The sequence below is a fragment of the Leptolyngbya sp. PL-A3 genome, assembly GCF_039962325.1.
Taxonomy (GTDB): Bacteria; Cyanobacteriota; Cyanobacteriia; order Elainellales; family Elainellaceae; genus Vacuolonema.
This window is the reverse complement of sequence record NZ_JAMPLB010000005.1, coordinates 126719-144930: the sequence shown is the minus strand read 5'-3', so window position 1 is coordinate 144930 and position 18212 is coordinate 126719. Positions and strand designations below refer to the sequence as shown.

Below are 18212 nucleotides of genomic sequence, written 5' to 3'. Positions count from 1 at the left end.
CAGCGCTCGAAAACATGCTAATAGCCAGTCGTGCTTATGATCAGAAGTGGCGCGGCCAGCTGTGTTGAAGCAGGAACCAACCGCGCTTTGATGAATCAGGTGTTAGCCAAAGCTGTAGTGTTTTTTAACCGCAGCCTGAATCTTCCAGGTACAAGCCATCCCAGCCGGAAAGGTTACGAGATCTCCCTTCCCCATCGGCACAGGGTCACCCCCCTCCGGTGTCACAATGACATCTCCTTCCAGAAAATAGCAGGTTTCAGCATCATCGTAGACCCAGGGAAACTCTGACACCTCTTTTTGCCAGATGGGCCAGGTGAATACACCCTGCTGCTCTAGATCGGCTGGAGCGGGTTGTCGCTCAATACGAATGGTTTGAGTGGCTTGGCTCATGGTTATGTCTCCAGATACGACATTTGAGGTTTTGGGCAAGTACGGCTGAGCCATGCTTGCCGGAGACTCAAGGTTGCTTTTGAGGATACACCGCCGCGAACAAAGCTGAGTAGTCAGCATCTACCAGTTCAGCTTGAGCACAGGCATCCTCTAAAATTTGCCGGATTCCTTCCAGGCTATCCACTCGCACTCCAGCGGCTTGGGCTTCTGCCAGGAAGAGCCGCACATCTTTCAACATGTGCCGAGTGGGGAAATTGGGATTGGCAAAGTCGCGATTCAACATCCGATCCAACTTCTTATCGAAGGTCGAAGCATAGAGCGCACTTTCGCGCAGAATTCCCATGAACGTCTCCACATCTACCCCTTGTTCCTGCACAAAGGCAAGGCTTTGGGAAAAGGCTGTCGTTAAGGAGGCAATCAGCTGATTGAGAGCCAATTTCAGGGCCGCAGCACTACCAACAGGGCCGATATGTTGCGGTTCTCCAAGATGTTGCAGGAGTGATCGCCATGTCTCAAACTGCTCTGGCGTACTGCCCACCATGATCTGCAACGTCCCTGCCTCTACCTGGGGAATGCTGCCCAAAACTGGAGCTTCCAGGTAATGACCTCCAGCCGCTTCAGTATCTGTTTGCAATGCACGACTTTCATTGGGGCCAATTGTACCCATTTGAACCAGAGTGCCCCCACTCAACTTTCCAGAGACATCCTCGGAGAACAGCAGAGAGCGGATAGCCCTGGCATCACTGACCATGAGTAAAACCGCTTCCGTTTCCTGAAAGAGGTGGGGGAGAGAGGGGGCGATCGCCACTCCCTGCGCTTGCAACGACGCTAACTTATCAGAACTCCGGTTCCAAACCATCGTCGGCACCCCAGCTGCATGAAGTCGCGCTGCCATCGGTGCCCCCATCAACCCAGTGCCTATTAGTCCAATTGTCATCGGCTCTCCCTCTCACATCTGCACTCTCAAGCCTACAGCGATCGCCTGTCATAAAGAGGAGAGGGGGATGCGTTGCATCCCCCTCTCCTCTTTATGACAGGCAAGTTTTTAAGCAAGGTGTTTTTGCAAAATCGAGCGGGGAGCTTTTCGAACCCGACAGCGAATGGTTTCATGGCCCAACCGCGTGCAAGCTTCGTAACGGTGACAGCCCGAAAAGCCGTAATACTGGCCATCCACCTCCAGCACATCAATCGGCTCCTGCTGACCAACTTCCTGAATTGACTGCATCAGGGCGATCACCTTGGCCGGGTCATTTTGCCGCAGGAAGGGGCGGCGAATTTGATTGAGAGGAATATCTTCAATACGCATAAGGAACTTCTCAGCATCTCTTCCTAAATCATACTCATAATGAGTATGAGTTGCAAAGAATGCGTGAGGTTGCCCATGTCTCTCTACGTTCAGGGCTTAGTCGTTCCTGTTGTGAGTGATGGGCTTCGCACACAACAGGAATGCACTCAACATAGAAGACATGTTTTTAAGAGCGCTGGTCTTCCAACAATTGCCGAATTTGTTGGAGTTCCACGAGAATCTCCTTCAGAATGGCGTGGGTCGTATTTTCTGTTGGCTCACGCTTCTCAATCAAGACCTGCTTAATACCCAACACATCACGGGCAAAGCGGGCGACCTCGTTGGGGTCAAACTTTAGCGGTTCATCGCGATTCTGACGCAGTTCGGGGTTAAGGCGCTTGGGGTCATACTCCATATTGAGGCGGTTGGGGTCTGTGTTGGCGTAACGGTAAACCGACGCCCGAGAGCGGTTCAAGACCCGTTGTACCGCATCAATATCCATGTATCCCTGACGATTGGTGGCGACTGTTGTGTCAGGTTCCCAATCTGTGCGGTTTGTAGCAAACGCATCCGTCATGGTGAACGTGCTGTTTGAAAGATCCTGTTCCATGGTTTAACGCATTTCAAAGCAACCAATTAGAAGATGCTGAGTCAGACTCAAAAGGAGCTGATTTTCGTGCATGTACGCACGAAAATCAACATTTCGGGCACCTCTAAAAACCTTCATTTCACTGAACGTAACAGACTTGCAGATAAGCTGCGAGATGCGAATCAGTGTGTTTAGAAACCCCAGTAACGCCGTGGCCCTGTGTCCAGATGCACCACACTTGGCATGTTGCTGTAGATGCCAATGCCGCCATTCCACCAGCCGAACACCGCGTTAGCAACCTGTCGTCCACTGAGCCCTGACACTTGAATATCAGCAGCCCGGCCAAACAGGTGTTGACTCCGGCTGGCTCCACCCACCTCGTTGTTCACTTCCGGCGGACGATACCAGGAATTAATCTGGAACGGCCGATCCAGTTGCTCTCGTGCCCGTTGCAGCTGACGGGCCAGGCCAATAATGTTTTCGGTAACGGCAACCGTAGGGGGAATGCGTGAGCCGTTCTTGGTAGCCTCGCCCCAGGTAAAGTTCCCACCCGGAATAATGGGCTGATCCGTATAGACCGTGCCATAGCTCCCCGGAAGCCGGAATCGCGTACCACTGTACTGGGGTGGTGGCGGTGCCGTCGGTGTGGGAGGCGGATAAACAATTTTGCCGCTAAATTCAACCCGAGCATGGCCCTTATAGACGTACCAGGTGCTTAAGTCGTTAACAAAGTCTTTGGGATACTTCAAGGCAAACTTGATGTGGTCGTCAAAATCACCTTGGGCATCGGCATAAGCATAAGATTGAAGAATCCAGGTGCTACCCTGGGCAACATCAACTTTTTCATTTGCCGGAAGCTGGGAGGTCTGCAGTGGGCGGCGCTTGAAGAGGGTGCTACGCGTTACTCGCAGCACAAAATCATTCGGCTCAATTTTGGGATAAACAACCTCTCCATCAAATTCCACATAGGCATGTTGGTCATACACATACCAGGTGCTACGACCATTTAGAAAATCTTCCTGGTCGTTAATAGAGATTTTGATGTGGTTGCTGAAATCACCCTGGCTGTCAGCATAAGCATAGGACTGCAAGACAAAGCGCCGACCAGCAACTACATTCACCGTTTCGCTGGGGTCCAACACAGACGTTTGCAGGGGACGTCGCTTGAAGGTTGTATCGCGTACCACCTTGAGAATTGGAAGTGATTGTTGATCCTCATGGGGATACACAATCACTCCGTCAAACTCTACCTGAGCGTTGGAGCTATGGACGAACCAGGTGTTAAAGCCCTGAATGGATTGGCCCATCAAAGCAAACTTGATGTGGCCGTCAAAGTCACCGTTAATGTCGGCGTAGGCATAGGATTGAAGCTGGTACGTCTGCCCGGCCTTAACGGCGTAGGTTTCTCGGGGCGAAAGTTCGGCGGAGGGATCTGGGCGCAGTTTAAACAGGCCGTCCCGTATGACTCGCAGAATTCGCTGCACCATTGCATTGCCTCGTCGCTAGGGTTTCCTTTTCTTGGAAAGTAGCCCAAGGAGCTATTTCCCCTTCACCTTATACACCGTCGATCGCCCAATGAACATAACATTTCGCAACAGAGACGACTAATTTTGACGGAGTAGATGGGAGACCACAGATTTCCGCTCAAAACCATAGCTGAATCCGCTCAAAGTAGAAACGTACTGAGGGAGCAGTTAATTCTCATTCTCAGGAGCTACAAGTTTTTATTGACTGTACTTTAACCTCAGTTTGGGTTAAGGGCTTTTTCGAGAGGCGCGCAAGGCGCGCCCCTCGAAAAAGCCCATTTTGTCGTGCGCTATACGCACGACAAAACGGGCTTTTGGGCTTATCCCGAATTGAGGTTACTTTATGCAGCATTTTCCGGTCTGATGAGGTTCGAGAGATGGATATGGAGCGCAGTCCCACATCCATCTCTCATGCCCCACTGGGTTATAGCTTCACAGCTCCATTGCGGCAAATAAGGATGCTACCTGACGCAAATCGACATTGCCGCCGCTGAGAATAACGCCGACTCGGCTTCCTGAAGGCACGGCATAAAAGTTCTCCAGCAAGGCTGTAGCCGCCAACCCTCCCGTCGGTTCCAACACCAACTTCATCCGCTCCCATAGGAAAAAGAGTGTGCGAAGGAGCGCTTGATCGGGCACCGCCACCATATCGGTCACATAATGCAGCACCAGCGGAAAGGTCAACTTCCCTAGAAATGGTGTGCGAGCCCCATCGGCAATCGTGTCAGGATTATGCACCGTTTGCAGAGTGCGGCTGTAGAAAGATCGGGTGGCATCGTCTCCAGCAGCAGGCTCTACCCCGACCATCCGGCAGTTTGGAGCAAGGTGGTGAGCCGCGATCGCACTTCCCGACAACAACCCACCTCCTCCACAACACACCAGCAGGTAATCCAACGGCCCCACGTCCTCTAACAATTCCTTCGCTGCCGTTCCCTGCCCCGCAATAATGTGCGGATGATCGTAGGGCGGGATGATCACAGAACCCTGCTCTGTAGCCAGTTCCTGGGCCAGGGCTTCTCGGTTTACGGAGGTGCGATCGTACAGCCGCACCTCTGCCCCATAGCCCTGAGTTGCCTGCTGTTTAACGACAGGAGCATCGTCCGGCATGATGATGGTCGTGGCGACCCCAAGTAGTTGGCCTGAAAGGGCGATCGCCTGGGCATGATTACCTGACGAAAAGGTGAGAACACCGCGTTGACGCTGTTCGGGGGTGAGTTGAGCGATCGCGTTATAAGCTCCCCGAAACTTAAATGATCCCGTCCGCTGGAAGTTTTCACACTTGAAAAATACCTCGCAGCGTGTGCGTTCATTCACCGTACGGGAGGTCATCACAGGAGTCTTGTGGGCAACACCAGATAACCGTTCTGCCGCTGCCGCTACATCAGCAAAACTGACGGGTAATTCCGCTGCATCTGCCACAAATTCAGAAGCATGAGTTGCCATCGCCTAAGTCTCCGGGTTGTATAGGGCCATGCGCTTAAAACGAGGAAGATTGTTTTTGAAAAGCCATGCAGAGTGTAGCTTTTCAAAAATTAACCTGTCCGAATCAGGTTCGTAAGGCTATATAGCGCTTTGCGTGTTGATTCAGTACGGTGGTGTAGGGCGCTTCGCACCCTACACCACCATTTTTGTACTTAACGCATTTGCACGCCGCTATATCCGGGCCGATGGAATCACTCTAGAACCCGAAAGAGGATGGGTGGCGCAACGCACCACCCATCCTCTGTTTTGGAACAATACGAGCTTTATAGAATTACGCGTTATACGCAGCCCGGATTTCCTCGATCCGCTTGCGATTCAAGCCCAAGTCAGACTGCCCCAGACGCGATGCCGATCGCACGTGCAGTGTACCCGTTTCGGCATCCGCAAAGAATTCTACATCGTCCACAAAACCCATCAATGGTGTTGTGAATTCGGCATAGAGGTAGTTTTCCGTTTGTTGGATTACTTCCGTGCGGGGCAGGTTGGTGATGACCGATTTGAGGCGGGCGATCGCCTCCGGAGCACTGTCAGTAAAGGTCAACGGTGCAACATAGTGTTCTGCATCCGCTTCAAGGCTTTGGCTACAAACACAGTTGGGAGAACCAGGGCAGGCTGCCAGCTTGCCGTCTTTGACGCCCAGGGTAGCAGGGCGAGTACCGGAAAAAGAAAACAGCGATTTCTTAGCCATGGTTTGAGCTATCAATACATCGGAAGGGGAAAGGGACAAGGGATAGGCTACGGCAGGAGCAGCCGTTCCTATAAACAGCGCAACGGCCACCAGCCATGTCATCAAAATTTTCAGCATAAACTTCTCAGAACAAACTCCAGGATGGATAACGTTGCGTTCAATGAACGTCTATAGCCATCCTATAGCGCCACATCCCACTCCTCAATGAATAGACCTCCTGCATGAATCGTTTTTTTGGGGCGTGAATCGTTGCGCGGCGGAGCCACGCAACGATTCACGCAGGAGTTCTAATACTTCTACGAAAGAGGTGCAAAGATGGCCCTTGCAGCCAGCTTTAAAACACGCCCTAATACTTTTCCAGGTAACGCTTCAATTCCTGGGCCATGCGACGTAGCCCCCGCTGTTCCTCCCTGCGAATAAATGGCAGAAAAACGCTCGATAGTGCGCCTGAAAATCTGACCCGGTGGGTATAGCGCGTCCGATTTCGCCCCACCTCCTGTAGCTCAAATCCATGCTGACAGCGAAACCCAGGAGCCGTGTAAACCCACTGCAAACTCACATCGGGTTGCACCAGCGTAATTAACGGCTCAATTTCTGTTTCTGTCTCCCGTGACTCTCGCTTCAGCCATAGCTTAACCGTCTCCCCCTGGCGAAATGGCCGTTCGGGTGAGCGATCGTATAGATACGTGTTCCAGTACAGCCAGTCGCGCTTCCGTACCAGAGCATCCCAAACCGCCGCTCGGGGCGCATTAATTTCAATCTCGGTGTAAAGGCTGGGCATAGTTAAACCAGATACTTCACATAGGCGCGATCGCACCGCGTTGTTTCTACTTCCGGGCTGGGCAAATAGCCATGCCCCTCATACAGGCGCACGGCTTCCTTCAACACACTGGCGGTTTCAATCCAGATTTGGGTATAACCGAGGTGGGCAATCACCGTCTCTAACTCCCCTAACAAAAATCGCCCCAGCCCCAGCCCCCGCGCCTCGGGCACCAGATACATCTTACGGATCTCGACCGCCTTTTCGCCCCGTTCTACCGGATAAAAGGCTGCCGTTCCCACCATACGCCCTTCTTGTTCTACCACCCAAAACTGCCCACCCGTAGCCTGGTAAGCCTGCTCCACGTTCCACACATCCCAGTCGGCCAGATGAGGTTGGCTATCCAGGCCACATTCTTTGAGAACGGTAGCAATCAGGTCAAAGGCCGTTTGGCGATCGCCCGGTTCCCAATCGCGAATCAAAAAATTTTGATAGATCGTTTTCATAAGCCTCTGCATGAGGTTCCAGAAACCCAGTCTCGGCAACGCTCAGGGTCTGAATACCTTTTATCCAACAACACATTAAGAGACTTCTACGGAAATCTCTTTAGCTGTGAATGCGGGGTTCTGGGTGCAGCGTTGCCAGTAATTCGCTCTCCACAGTAGCGAGTTCATCAAGACGGTGGTTAACCGTATCCCGATCGAAGTCAGCGATCGCTAACGTCCAATAAGCCCCATAATGCCGCGCCTCTGAAGCCATCAATCCTCGATAGAAAGCAGATAGTTCTGGGTCGGGGCAGTGGGCCGCCAGCAAACCCAACCGTTCATGGCTTCGGGCTTCAATCAGTCCGGCTACTAGCAGTAAATCCAGCATCCGCTCCGGCTCATCGCGCCGAACCTGCGCTTTCAGCCCAGCTCCATAAGGTGGAGCCGAAAGGGGAGCCAGGGGAACGCCCCGACGGTCGAGCCATTGGTTGACCCGTTCGAAGTGTTCCAGTTCTTCCTGAGCGATCGCCGTCAATGCCCGCACCAATTTCCGATGGGAGGGATAGCGAAACATCAAATTGAGGGCAACGCTGGCTGCCTTGCGTTCGCAGTGGGAATGGTCGAGTAGAACCGTATCGAGATGGGCGATCGCCTGCTCTATCCACGCCTCTGAGGTGGGCTGTTTTAGAAATTTGATCGGTTTAGGGGCCAAAGTTTCCACAGGCAAATCCAGCAACTGTTGCAAAGCAAGCGGTGCAGGTTATTAGATATAACCCAACCGCGTCTCTTCGATCTTATGCCATCCAGGTTAGAACAACGAGAGCGGCCCTGAACCTGGATGTCACTCTAGTAGGCTGCGGCCTAAGTTCGCACCCTACACAAAAACATAGGTGATGGATTTCCGCCTCAGCGTACTAGAAGCTTCATGACCATCCAATACACGAGAACTTACGCTAGCTCGCCTATGTTGGGTGCATTTTTGTTGTGTATGGGTATGAAGCACCCATACACAACAAAAATTGCGTAAGTTCTGACATAGGAGGCAGGGGAGACTGTATCCCACCTTCCTCTTGTGTATTAGACAGAACCCTCAGGTTGCGATTGGTCATCGCGACCCACTCATCCTTGGGTAATGACAAAATTATTCGAACTCAGTTGACCTGGACGAACATTTTGCACAGTGGCCAGAGTCACAAACTCCTGCCCGGTTCCCACACCGTCTCGATCAATCTGTAGACGGGTCGAAGTGCCTGCCGCTTCTAACCGAACATATTGGATGAAGCGTGCAAACGGTGTGCCTTGACGGAAACCTGCTAGCTTGAAGATCTCAGATAGATCAATTAGATCCTGACCGGCCTGGAAATCGCGGATTGTATCCCCCCCATCCTGCAACGTGTTGTACCGGAAAATGTCACGCCCTTTGCCCGCCGTTAAGACATCCGTACCCGTACCACCGTTTAGAATATCGGCTCCGTCACCCCCTAATAAGGTGTCATTGCCCGCGTTACCAAACAGGAAGTCGTTGCCAACCTCGCCATAGAGAACGTCATCCCCGGTTCCGTCGACTAGCTGGTCATTCCCCAACCCGCCATAAACAACATCATTGCCACCACTACCACTGAGCCTATCGTCACCCCCCAAGCCGAAGATGGCATCCTTACCACCCTGACCATAGAGGATGTCGTGGATTGAAGTCCCCCGGACCGTTTCATTCGCTCTACTTCCAGTAAATTTGCGACCGAGGGGCGACGTCACAAACTGGATAGCAGGCGGTTGAAGTGCCGTCACACCTCGCAGCCAGGTCATAGAGCCACCCTGAGTCAGCGCATTACCCGTCGCATCGGCAATGCCAGCACCTGCGGCTCTGAGCGTAAAGCTATAGCGACCCTGAGCTGTCGTTAAGGGCGCCAGATTACTCAGGGTATAGACAGTCCTATTGGCATTTGCCGTTAGGGTTGCCCGATCCAGGTTTAAAGCAACACCATTACGTGTCAGGCGCAAGTCGCTCTTGCCCAATCCCGTAACAGCTTCATTAAACCGAAGGAACAGTCTTCCTGTGGCTGCATCAAATCGGCCATCCTGCAGGGTTGCCGCGACCATATCGCATGAGACACTGGGTAGAGCCGTGTCCAGGGTATAAACCTCACCCGTCGTAAAGCCCCCAGCGAGAGTCTGACCTGCCGCATCAGCGATGGTTGCACCAGACAACACATCCAATCTCAGATCACCCTGCCCCGCTGTGATGTTGACCGTGACATCAATCGCATTACCCTGATTGGCAGAAACGGATGCGACAGTCGCCTGCAGATTTCCTGTTCGGTTCAGCCTGAAGTCATTGATGTTGACACCCTCTACCGCTTCACTAAAGTTGACGGTAAAGACTACGCTACTGGCCCCTGTAACAGGTGTAGTCGGAGTTTTCCGAAGGATGGAGGTTACGGTCGGAACAACGTTATCCAGGGTGTAAACCTGATCCACATCCGGTTCACCTGGCAGAAGGGCATAATCTACGGCATCGATAATGTTGTTGCTCGTCGCGAGATCCAGCCCAACGGTGCCGTTGAAGTTGGCCAGGTTCCCACCGGATACGGTGACGTCATACATCGTGCCACCAACCGGAGTGACTCCAGTAACCGTGGCACCACTTGTACCATTCACCTGAAAGTCAGTTGCATCAACATTCTGTACCACTTCACTGAAGGTCAGTCGGAAGACCAGGCTATCTGCATTAGTGGCAGATGTATTGGGAGTTTGTAGAGCGATCGCCGTCAGCTGAGGAGGTGCCGAGTCCAGCACGATATTCTTGATGCTCCCGAGGGAATTCGGGCTATCCAGCGCTGGCAGTGTGAGAACGGCATCATTCCCCGATACATCCTGAATCGAGCCACCATTCAAAGACAGGGCTGTCGTTGAGACATAGTTCAGGTCTTCACTCACATCCCCCTGGCCCACGACATATCGGAAGGTCAAAACATTCGTACCGCTGCCGGAGAAGTAATCGGCTACAGCATCGGTTGTCCCCGTTTCTAAGGCCAGACGTGGCGCACCTGCAACATTGGTCACCTCTGACATCTCCAGGGTAATGTCAATCACATCACCCACCTTGTAGCTCCCATTCGCAGCTAAGGAAGACACCCGCACCACTGTTGGCCCACTATTGTCTAACGTGTAGGTTTCATCTGTGGTGGGTTCCACCGTTGGCAGTGCGTTGCCGGCCACATCTATGATGTTTTGGCCTGGCTGCCCTGTTGCCAGGCTCAGCCCCACTGTTCCCGTGAAGGTCGCCAGGTTTCCACCCGATACCGTTACGTCATACACAGAAACCCCAATGCTCGTGACATTCGTCACCGTAGCGGTGGTTCCCCCCACGACGGCAAAATCATCGGCTGTCACGCCAGTAACCGCCTCACTAAAGCTCACGCGGTAAACCAGTGAGTCGGTACTGGTCAGTTGATCAATTGGATCTTGTCGGGTAATTGCGGTCAGTGTAGGAGCCGTCGTGTCAATGATGAGGTCCTTGTTCGCCCCCAAAGAGTTACCTGCACCTGGAGCGGGCAACGTCAGATCAGCAGCATTACCCGCAGCATCCCCAATGGTTCCACTGTTGAGAGTCAGAGCATTCGTGCTGGTGTAATCCAAATCGGGCGTGCTGTTTCCAGCTGCAACCGTATAGGTAAAGGTGAGGGTGTCAGTTCCACTGCCACTGGCATAGGTCGCGATCGCATCCGTCGTGCCGGTCTCCAGAGCAAGCTGCGGTGTCCCCGTAACGTTGACGGATTCCGAGAACTGCACCGTAATCGAGACAGTATCGCCTGTGTTGTAGCTGCCATTGTTCGTCGAGGAGCTAACACCCAGGATGGTTGGCTGCGTGTTGTCGAGGGTAAAGGTCTGATCAGTGGTCGGCTCACCCGGCAACAATGCATTAGTTGCCCCGTCGGTAATATTCTGGGTTCCTGCCAGGTTCAACCCAACGGTGCCATTGAAGCTAGCCAAGGCCGCATCCGCAACGACTACTGAGTACACGGCTCCACTGCCCGTCACACTGGTAATGCTGGCGGAGGGTATGCCGTTCACGGTAAAGTCCGACACATCGACCCCCTCTACCGCCTCGCTGAACGTCACTTTAAAGGTGAGGCTGTCAGCATTGGTAGGGCTGTCCGTCGGAGTTTGGCGCTCGATGGACAACATAGTGGGAGCGATGGTATCAACTACCAGGGCTTTGCTGCCCCCCAAAGACGTTGTTGGTGCATTCGGGGCAGGCAGAGCCAGGTTCGCATCATTGCCGGAGGTATCTTGAATGGTGCCGCCATTCAGGGTCAGGGCTGACGTACTGATGTACGTGAGGTCAGAGCTGTTTTGGCCAGCCGCAATGGTGTAGGTAAAGGTGAGTGTGTTGGTACCGTCACCCCCTGTATACTCGGCGATCGCATCCACAGTCCCCGTTTCCAGGGTCAACTGGGGTGTTCCCACCACATTCACCACCTCAGAAAACTGCACGGTCACAACAATGACATCGCCCGCATTGTATTGACCATCGGCAGTGGTGGATGTGACGCTCACCACCGTAGCAGCAGTGTTGTCCAGGGTGTAGCGTTCATCCGTGACGGCAGCAGATTCGGCAGTAGTTGGCAAAGCATTACCAGCCAGATCGGTGATGTTCTGCGCAGTAGCCAGGTTCAAGCCCACGGTGCCATTGAAGGTAGCCAAGTTGCCGCCTGCAACGGTGACATCGTAAATCGAGTTACTGATCTGAGTCACACCCGAAACAGCGGCGGTGCTAGTGCTATCCACCACAAAGTCTGCCGCATCAACCCCCTGAACATCTTCACCAAAGGTGACACGGTAGGTCAGGCTATCAGCATTCGTCGGGTTGGTTGTCGGCAGTTGGCGGGCGATCGCCGTCAGGCTAGGAGCCGTTGTATCAACGATGAGATCTTTGTTCGCCCCCAGAGAGTTAGCCGTGCCTGGTGCGGCTAGAGCCACATCGATCAGGTTGCCAGCCGCATCTCGAATGCTGCCACTATTCAAATCCAGAGCAGTCGTGTTGGCATAATCTAAATCGGCACTGGTTTCCCCGGCTCTAACGGTATATGTAAAGGTCAAGGTGTTGGTACCGCTACCACCGCTGTAGGTCGCCAATGCCCCCGTTGTACCACCCGTCGCTAGCGTCAGTCGAGGAGCACCTGTGACAGTGACTACTTCCGAAAATTCGAGCGTAATCGCAATGGTGTCACCTGCGTTGTAACGCCCATTCGCTGTCGTAGCGCTGACATTCGTAACCGTAGGCTGGATATTATCCAGATTGTAGGTTTGGTCATTAGCAGGAGCAGGTTCGACCAGCGGCAGCAGGTTGCCTGCCAGATCAGTAATATTCTGGGCGGGCGCGAGGTTGAGCCCGATGGGACCATTCACACTGGCCAAATCTCCGCCAGAAACCGTGACATCGTAAACCGTGGTTGAGCCGTTAACCGCAAGAACATTGGTGACGGTAGCGGAGGTAGAACCATTAACAACAAAGTCTGCGGTATCAATGTTGGTCACCGCTTCACTAAAGGCCACCCGGAAAACCAGGCTATCAGCATTGGTCAGCTCGACCCCCGGATTTTGGCGCACAATGGACGTCACACTGGGAGCCGTAGTATCGACGATGAGCGACTTACTGCCACCCAAAGACGTCGCGGCCCCCGGGGTTGGTAAGGTGAGATTCGCATTGTTGCCACCCGCATCCCGAATAGTGCCTCCATTCAGCATTAGGGCAACGGTACTGCGGTAGTCCAGATCAGAGCTGTTTTCTCCGGTGCCGACGGTGTAGTTAAAGGTCAGAGTGTTGGTGCCGCTGCCGCTGACGTAATCGGCGATCGCATCATTCGTTCCCGTTTCCAGAACCAACTGCGGGGTTCCCGAAACCGTCACGATTTCCGAGAAGGTAATGGTGATAGGAATCAAATCACCCGCGTTGTAACGGGTATCCGCAGCAGCAGAGGTGACGCTAGTAACCGTAGGCAGAGTATTGTCAAGGCTGTAAACCTCATTCAGGGCAGGCGGTGCGGAGGGTAACGAGTTCCCAGCCAAATCCGTGATGTTTTGCCCAGTTGCGAGGTTGAGCTGTAGATCTCCGCTGTAGTTGGCCAGGTTACCGCCAGAAATGGTTACGTCATAGACGGTATTCCCTGTTCCCTGCACAGGGGTTACGGTAGAGACTGTAGCCGTCAGCGGGTTGGGGCCCAAAGCGAAGACAACAAAGTCAGAGACATCCACCCCCAGCACCGCTTCATTGAAGGTCACCCGGTAGACCAAGCTATCAGCATTGGTAATCGGTGCCAGCGGTGTCTGTCGGGTCAAGGCAGTCAGCACAGGTGCAGCCGTATCAATGATCAGGTCCTTATTGGCTCCCAGAGAACTGGCCGTCCCAGGCGCAGGCAGGGTCAGGATAGCCACATTACCGGCCGCATCCTGAATGGTGCCAACTAAGGCTGCCGTGCTCACATACTCAAGGTCAGCGTTGGTATCTCCGGCTTGGACGGTGTAGGTGAAGACAAGGGTGTCGCTACCACTGCCACTAGCATAGGTTGCTACACGATCGGTTATCCCTGTTTCCAGCGTTAATTGGGGAATACCCGTGACCGCGACCTTCTCCGAAAACTTGACGGCAATCTGGAGAACATCTCCAGCGTTGTAGCGCCCATTTGCCGTCGGTGATGTTACATTCAGCACCGTAGGCGCGACGTTGTCGATGGTATAGAGCTGGTCGGTTGTAGGCTCCACCGTTGGCAAGGCATTGAGCGCTACATCGGTAATATTTTGTTGAGCCGCCAAGTTCAGCCCAACATCACCGTTGAAAGCGGCCAGGTTCCCCCCCGAAACGGTGACATCGTAAACCGTAGCAGAGCTTCCCACCGGAGTTACTGCTACGCTCGTCCCCGTAGCCCCTGTCACAACGAAGTCTGCCCCATCCACCCCTACCATGGTTTCGCTAAACGTTACCCGGAAGGTAACGCTGTCCAGGTTGGTGGTAGCAGCACTCGGCGTTTGCCGAATGATTGATAACAGATTGGGGGTAGTGGTATCAACAACCAAATTTTTATTGGCAGCCAGGGAGCCAGTTGCGCCAGGAGCTGCAAGGGACACGTTGGCGTTATTACCGGCCAGATCCCGAATCATGCCTCCATTCAAAGCCAGTGCTGCAGCGCTGTGGTAATCCAGATCAGCAGCAGTATCCCCGGCTTGAACAATGTAGGTAAAGGTGAGGGTGTTGCTACCGCTTCCACCGGTATAGGTGGCCAGGCGATCGCTAACACCTGTTTCTAGCGTTAACTGCGGGGTACCTGTTACATTCACGGTCTCCGAGAACTGGATTGTAATGGCAATGGACTCGCCCGCTTTATAGCTTTTATCCAACGCTGGCGAACTCACACCACTCACTGTGGGAGCTGTATTGTCGACGTTATAGGCTTGGTCAAATACCAATGGGTCGCCAGCTGGCTCGGCGACAGGCAAGGCATTACCCGCCAAGTCGGTAATATTCCGGGTACTGGATAGGTTAAGCCCAACACTTCCATTAAAGTTAGCCAGATCGCCACCTGAAACGGTCACGTTGTAAACCGTCCCGTCAGTGCCAACAGGTATCACGCTTATGACGGTTGCGGTGGTGAGCCCTCCAACTGTGAAGTCGGATATATCTACGCTTTGAACCGCTTCGCTAAAAGACACCTGGAAGGTCAGACTATCGACATTGGTTGTGTTAATAGTCGGGTTTTGCCGGGTAAAGGAAAGCAGGCTCGGTGCCGTCGTATCCACTACCAGATTCTTACTTGCCCCTAGGGAATTAACAGAATCCAATGCTGGCAAGGTCAGAGCCGCATCGTTACCAGCAACATCTTGAATGGCCCCACCGTTGCCTAATTGCAGGGAATTGATATCTACATAATTCAGATCAGCGCTGGTATCCCCGGCTGCAACGACATAGGTAAAGGTGAGAATTTTGCTGCCACTGCCACTCGTATAGTTAGCCGTTGCCCCTGTTGCACCGTTCCCCAAGAGCAGCCGTGGAGCACCCGTAACGGTAACAACTTCCGAAAATTCAACCGTAATTTGAATCAAGTCGCCTTCGTTGTAACGTCCGTTAGCGGTAGGAGACGTCAATTTAACGACGGTTGCTGAAGTATTGTCGACGGTGTAGGCCTGATTGGTAGCCGGTTGGGTTGGCAATAACGGGTTACCTGCCAGGTCAACAATATCCTGCTGAGCAGCCAAGGCAAGGCCAACCGTGCCATTAAAGTTTGTTAAACCGGCCCCACTAACCGTCACGTTGTAAACCGAAGGACTACTCCCCGGGGTTACGCTCGTGACAGTTGCTGTAGAACCTCCCGTGACGACGAAGTCGTCAATAGTTAGAAGGGGATCTGCATTCGGAAGAACATTGTTTACACCTTCATTAAAGGTCACCTGAAACACCAAGGTGTCAGCATTGGTAACGGCCCCTGCCGGAGTCTGGCGGACGAAGGAGACCAGGGTAGGAGCTGTGGTGTCGACGATGACCTCACTGGTAGAGTTGAGTGAGCCCGTAGTGCCGGGAGTTGGCAAGTTCAGCACAGCATTGTTGCCAGCCGCGTCCCGAATGGCACTGCCATTCAACATGAGAGCCGTAGTGCTTTGGTACGCGAGGTCTGGGCTGGTATTGCCAGCTTGAACCGTATAGGTAAAGAGCAGAACCTTTGGATTGGTGGCATCAACGCCGCTGTATGTGGCGATCGCATCCACCGCCCCCGTTTCTAAAATCAGTTGGGGCAGTGAAGTCGAGGACGAACCTTGCACCACCGTAATGGCTTCTGAAAACTCGACAGCCAGGGTTATTTGATCCCCGGTATTGTAGCGAGTTGGTGTGGCTGATGCAGGCACAGCAGAGACATTGACCACTGTGGCAGCAACATTATCCACGTTGTAGGTTTGGTCGTTCTCAGGAGTGGGTTCTTGGATGACGAGGGCATTACCCACGACATCACGAATGTTGCTAGTTGGCGATAAATTAATGCCAACCGTTCCAGATGGAAGATTCGTCAAGTTACCACCCGCAACCGTGATGTCATAAACACCTGGAGAACCGGCTACCGAGCTCACCCCCAGAATGCTGGCCGTTGTGCCGGTAACGACGAAGTCAGAGGGATCAACATTAATGACCGTTTCATTAAAGGTGGCCCGAAAAACCAGGACATCGGCATTTGTATTAGCACCCGCAACGGGCTGCCGCAAAAACGACACCAACGTGGGAGGCGTGTTATCCAGGCTGTATTCTTCTTCTGCCGTCAGATTTGTACTCACAAACGGCGTACCACCAGCCACGGCAGTAATATTTTGACCAGTCGCAAAGTCTAGATTGAGCGTACCGTTATAGCCTGTAATTCCAGTCACGGCAACGTTGTAAACCAAAGGCGTGACCTGGGTGACAGCAATAGAGGCTCCGGTAGTATTACCACCAGACAGCACAAAATCTGTAGGATCAACATTCTGTACGCCTTCACTGAATGTGACCTGAAATGTCACATTGTCAGCATTCGTGGAAGCGCTTGTCGGGTTAAGTCGGGCAATACTCGCTGTAGTCGCTAGCAGTCCAGAATAGTTTTCTAAAACCCCATTTTGAAAAGCTGGAGGTGCAGTGACGCTGCCGCGCTGTGTGTCTAGTACCCAGTTACCACCCTGATGGCGATGGCCGATGGGAGTACTGCTAGCCGCAATGCTAGCGCCTGTAAAGTCATAAAGCTTTTCGAGAAACTCGGCTCCAGCATCCCCAGTGGCAACATTACAGCCATAGAGCAATAACTCAGCACCAGGTACTGCGAACCATGATTTTAGTTGAGTTGCATAGCGGTCAATTGTTGCAAGATCTAGTTGAGCGGCACCCAAATACAAAATGCCAGGCGATCCATGGGAAATGATATGTAGGGCTACCGTAGTTAGCGCAATCTTTTCTCTATGGACTTGGAGAATCCGAGTAATTTGCTCAATTCCGTCTCGCTGAGGTTCAAGTATATAAACATTAGCCCCACTAGCAATACCATTTGCTAGACTCTCAGGGGCCTCAATAGAGGGGTCGATAATAACAATTGTGGAAGCAGCAGGCCGAATGTCAGAAGCGCTGCTTTGTTCGCGGATAAAGCCAGCGGTCACGGCACAATAACTCATGGTAGAACCTCGTAAAGCCGATGAATACTTCGCGACACTTCCAACGCCAATCCGAAGTATTTTTAGACACCTATAGCCTTCCCAAGCTCTACCGAAGGAATACCGTGATAATTACCTAACAAAATCTTGAAATCCCTAAACAATGGGAATTTATAGCTCTTCAAGAAATTAGTTTTCTTCTAAAAAACTCGGTATTTTTAATGAGGACATTTATAGAAACAGAAGCTCTAAAAACAACTCTTTCTATTATTTAGAAACAAAAATGTATAACTTTATTTTCAATAGAAACATCCTCACAAGAGAAATCTCACTAAGCAGCCATAAAACATCCCACTTTCTATAAAAGTAGCGTTCTTTAATAAGTTAGTGAAACACTCAGTACTTTTTCTTAGTTCCCATTTAGATATGCTAATTTTTTCGGCTAAAAATCTTTGTAGATAGTTTCCTCGGTATTTCTTCAGTCATTAGTCAGCAGGCATCATTAAACATGCAATCCAAAATGCGTATCAGCTGCACGAGTGACATAACAAATGCGCACAGCACTGTAGTTGAGTTGAGCTACTTAACCTGAGTTCGGGTTAAGGGCGTTTTCGAGTGCCGCGCGTTGCGCGGCACTCGAAAACGCTCATTTTGGCGTGCGCAAAGCGCACGCCAAAATGAGCACTTCAGCTTATCCCGAACTGAGGTTACTTACAGCATTTTTCAATTTCATGAGGTGCCGGAAAGGGATGTGGGACGATGCCCCTTACCCCTCTCCTGCGCCACATGAAATGGAAGGGAGTATAAGAACAGCTGGATCATTCATAAAAGGGAAGAGCTGGAGCTATG

Annotated in this window: 11 protein-coding genes; all 11 read right to left on the bottom strand. The window is 52.4% G+C overall.

The features are described from left to right. Nucleotides 1–102 precede the first annotated feature (102 nt). The 11 genes from NDI52_RS06480 to NDI52_RS06430 all read right to left on the bottom strand — a co-directional run bounded on the left by NDI52_RS06480 (nucleotide 103) and on the right by NDI52_RS06430 (nucleotide 17384). A complete protein-coding gene (locus NDI52_RS06480) occupies nucleotides 103–390 on the bottom strand; it encodes a cupin domain-containing protein (protein WP_190771920.1) in 288 nt (95 codons plus the stop codon). A 67-nt stretch (nucleotides 391–457) separates the two neighbouring features. After that, nucleotides 458–1327 (bottom strand): NAD(P)-dependent oxidoreductase, encoded by an 870-nt coding sequence (locus tag NDI52_RS06475; protein WP_190771921.1) that lies wholly within the window; start codon nucleotides 1325–1327, stop codon nucleotides 458–460. 108 nt (nucleotides 1328–1435) lie between these two features. Next, a complete protein-coding gene (locus NDI52_RS06470; protein WP_190771922.1) occupies nucleotides 1436–1696 on the bottom strand; it encodes a sulfiredoxin in 261 nt (86 codons plus the stop codon). Between the two features lie 166 nt (nucleotides 1697–1862). Beyond that, complete coding sequence (locus NDI52_RS06465) at nucleotides 1863–2177, bottom strand: resolvase (RefSeq protein WP_190772021.1); 315 nt, start codon at nucleotides 2175–2177, stop codon at nucleotides 1863–1865. A gap of 278 nt (nucleotides 2178–2455) precedes the next feature. Next, nucleotides 2456–3751: a D-Ala-D-Ala carboxypeptidase family metallohydrolase gene (locus NDI52_RS06460; RefSeq protein ID WP_190771923.1), complete on the bottom strand. Its 1296-nt coding sequence runs from the start codon at nucleotides 3749–3751 to the stop codon at nucleotides 2456–2458. Between the two features lie 471 nt (nucleotides 3752–4222). After that, nucleotides 4223–5233: a threo-3-hydroxy-L-aspartate ammonia-lyase gene (locus tag NDI52_RS06455; RefSeq protein WP_190771924.1), complete on the bottom strand. Its 1011-nt coding sequence runs from the start codon at nucleotides 5231–5233 to the stop codon at nucleotides 4223–4225. Between the two features lie 310 nt (nucleotides 5234–5543). Then, the gene (locus NDI52_RS06450; protein ID WP_347280053.1) at nucleotides 5544–5960 is read right to left on the bottom strand and encodes a DUF1499 domain-containing protein; all 417 of its coding nucleotides are present in this window, start codon (nucleotides 5958–5960) and stop codon (nucleotides 5544–5546) included. A 346-nt stretch (nucleotides 5961–6306) separates the two neighbouring features. Then, a complete protein-coding gene (locus NDI52_RS06445; protein ID WP_190771926.1) occupies nucleotides 6307–6741 on the bottom strand; it encodes an SRPBCC domain-containing protein in 435 nt (144 codons plus the stop codon). A 2-nt stretch (nucleotides 6742–6743) separates the two neighbouring features. Then, on the bottom strand, nucleotides 6744–7226 hold the full coding sequence (locus NDI52_RS06440; RefSeq protein ID WP_190771927.1) for a GNAT family N-acetyltransferase: 483 nt from the start codon (nucleotides 7224–7226) through the stop codon (nucleotides 6744–6746). A 100-nt stretch (nucleotides 7227–7326) separates the two neighbouring features. After that, entirely contained in the window at nucleotides 7327–7926 is a 600-nt protein-coding gene (gene miaE, locus NDI52_RS06435) for a tRNA isopentenyl-2-thiomethyl-A-37 hydroxylase MiaE (RefSeq protein WP_347280049.1), read from the bottom strand. Between the two features lie 398 nt (nucleotides 7927–8324). After that, complete coding sequence (locus NDI52_RS06430) at nucleotides 8325–17384, bottom strand: DUF4347 domain-containing protein (RefSeq protein ID WP_190771928.1); 9060 nt, start codon at nucleotides 17382–17384, stop codon at nucleotides 8325–8327. Nucleotides 17385–18212 lie beyond the last annotated feature (828 nt).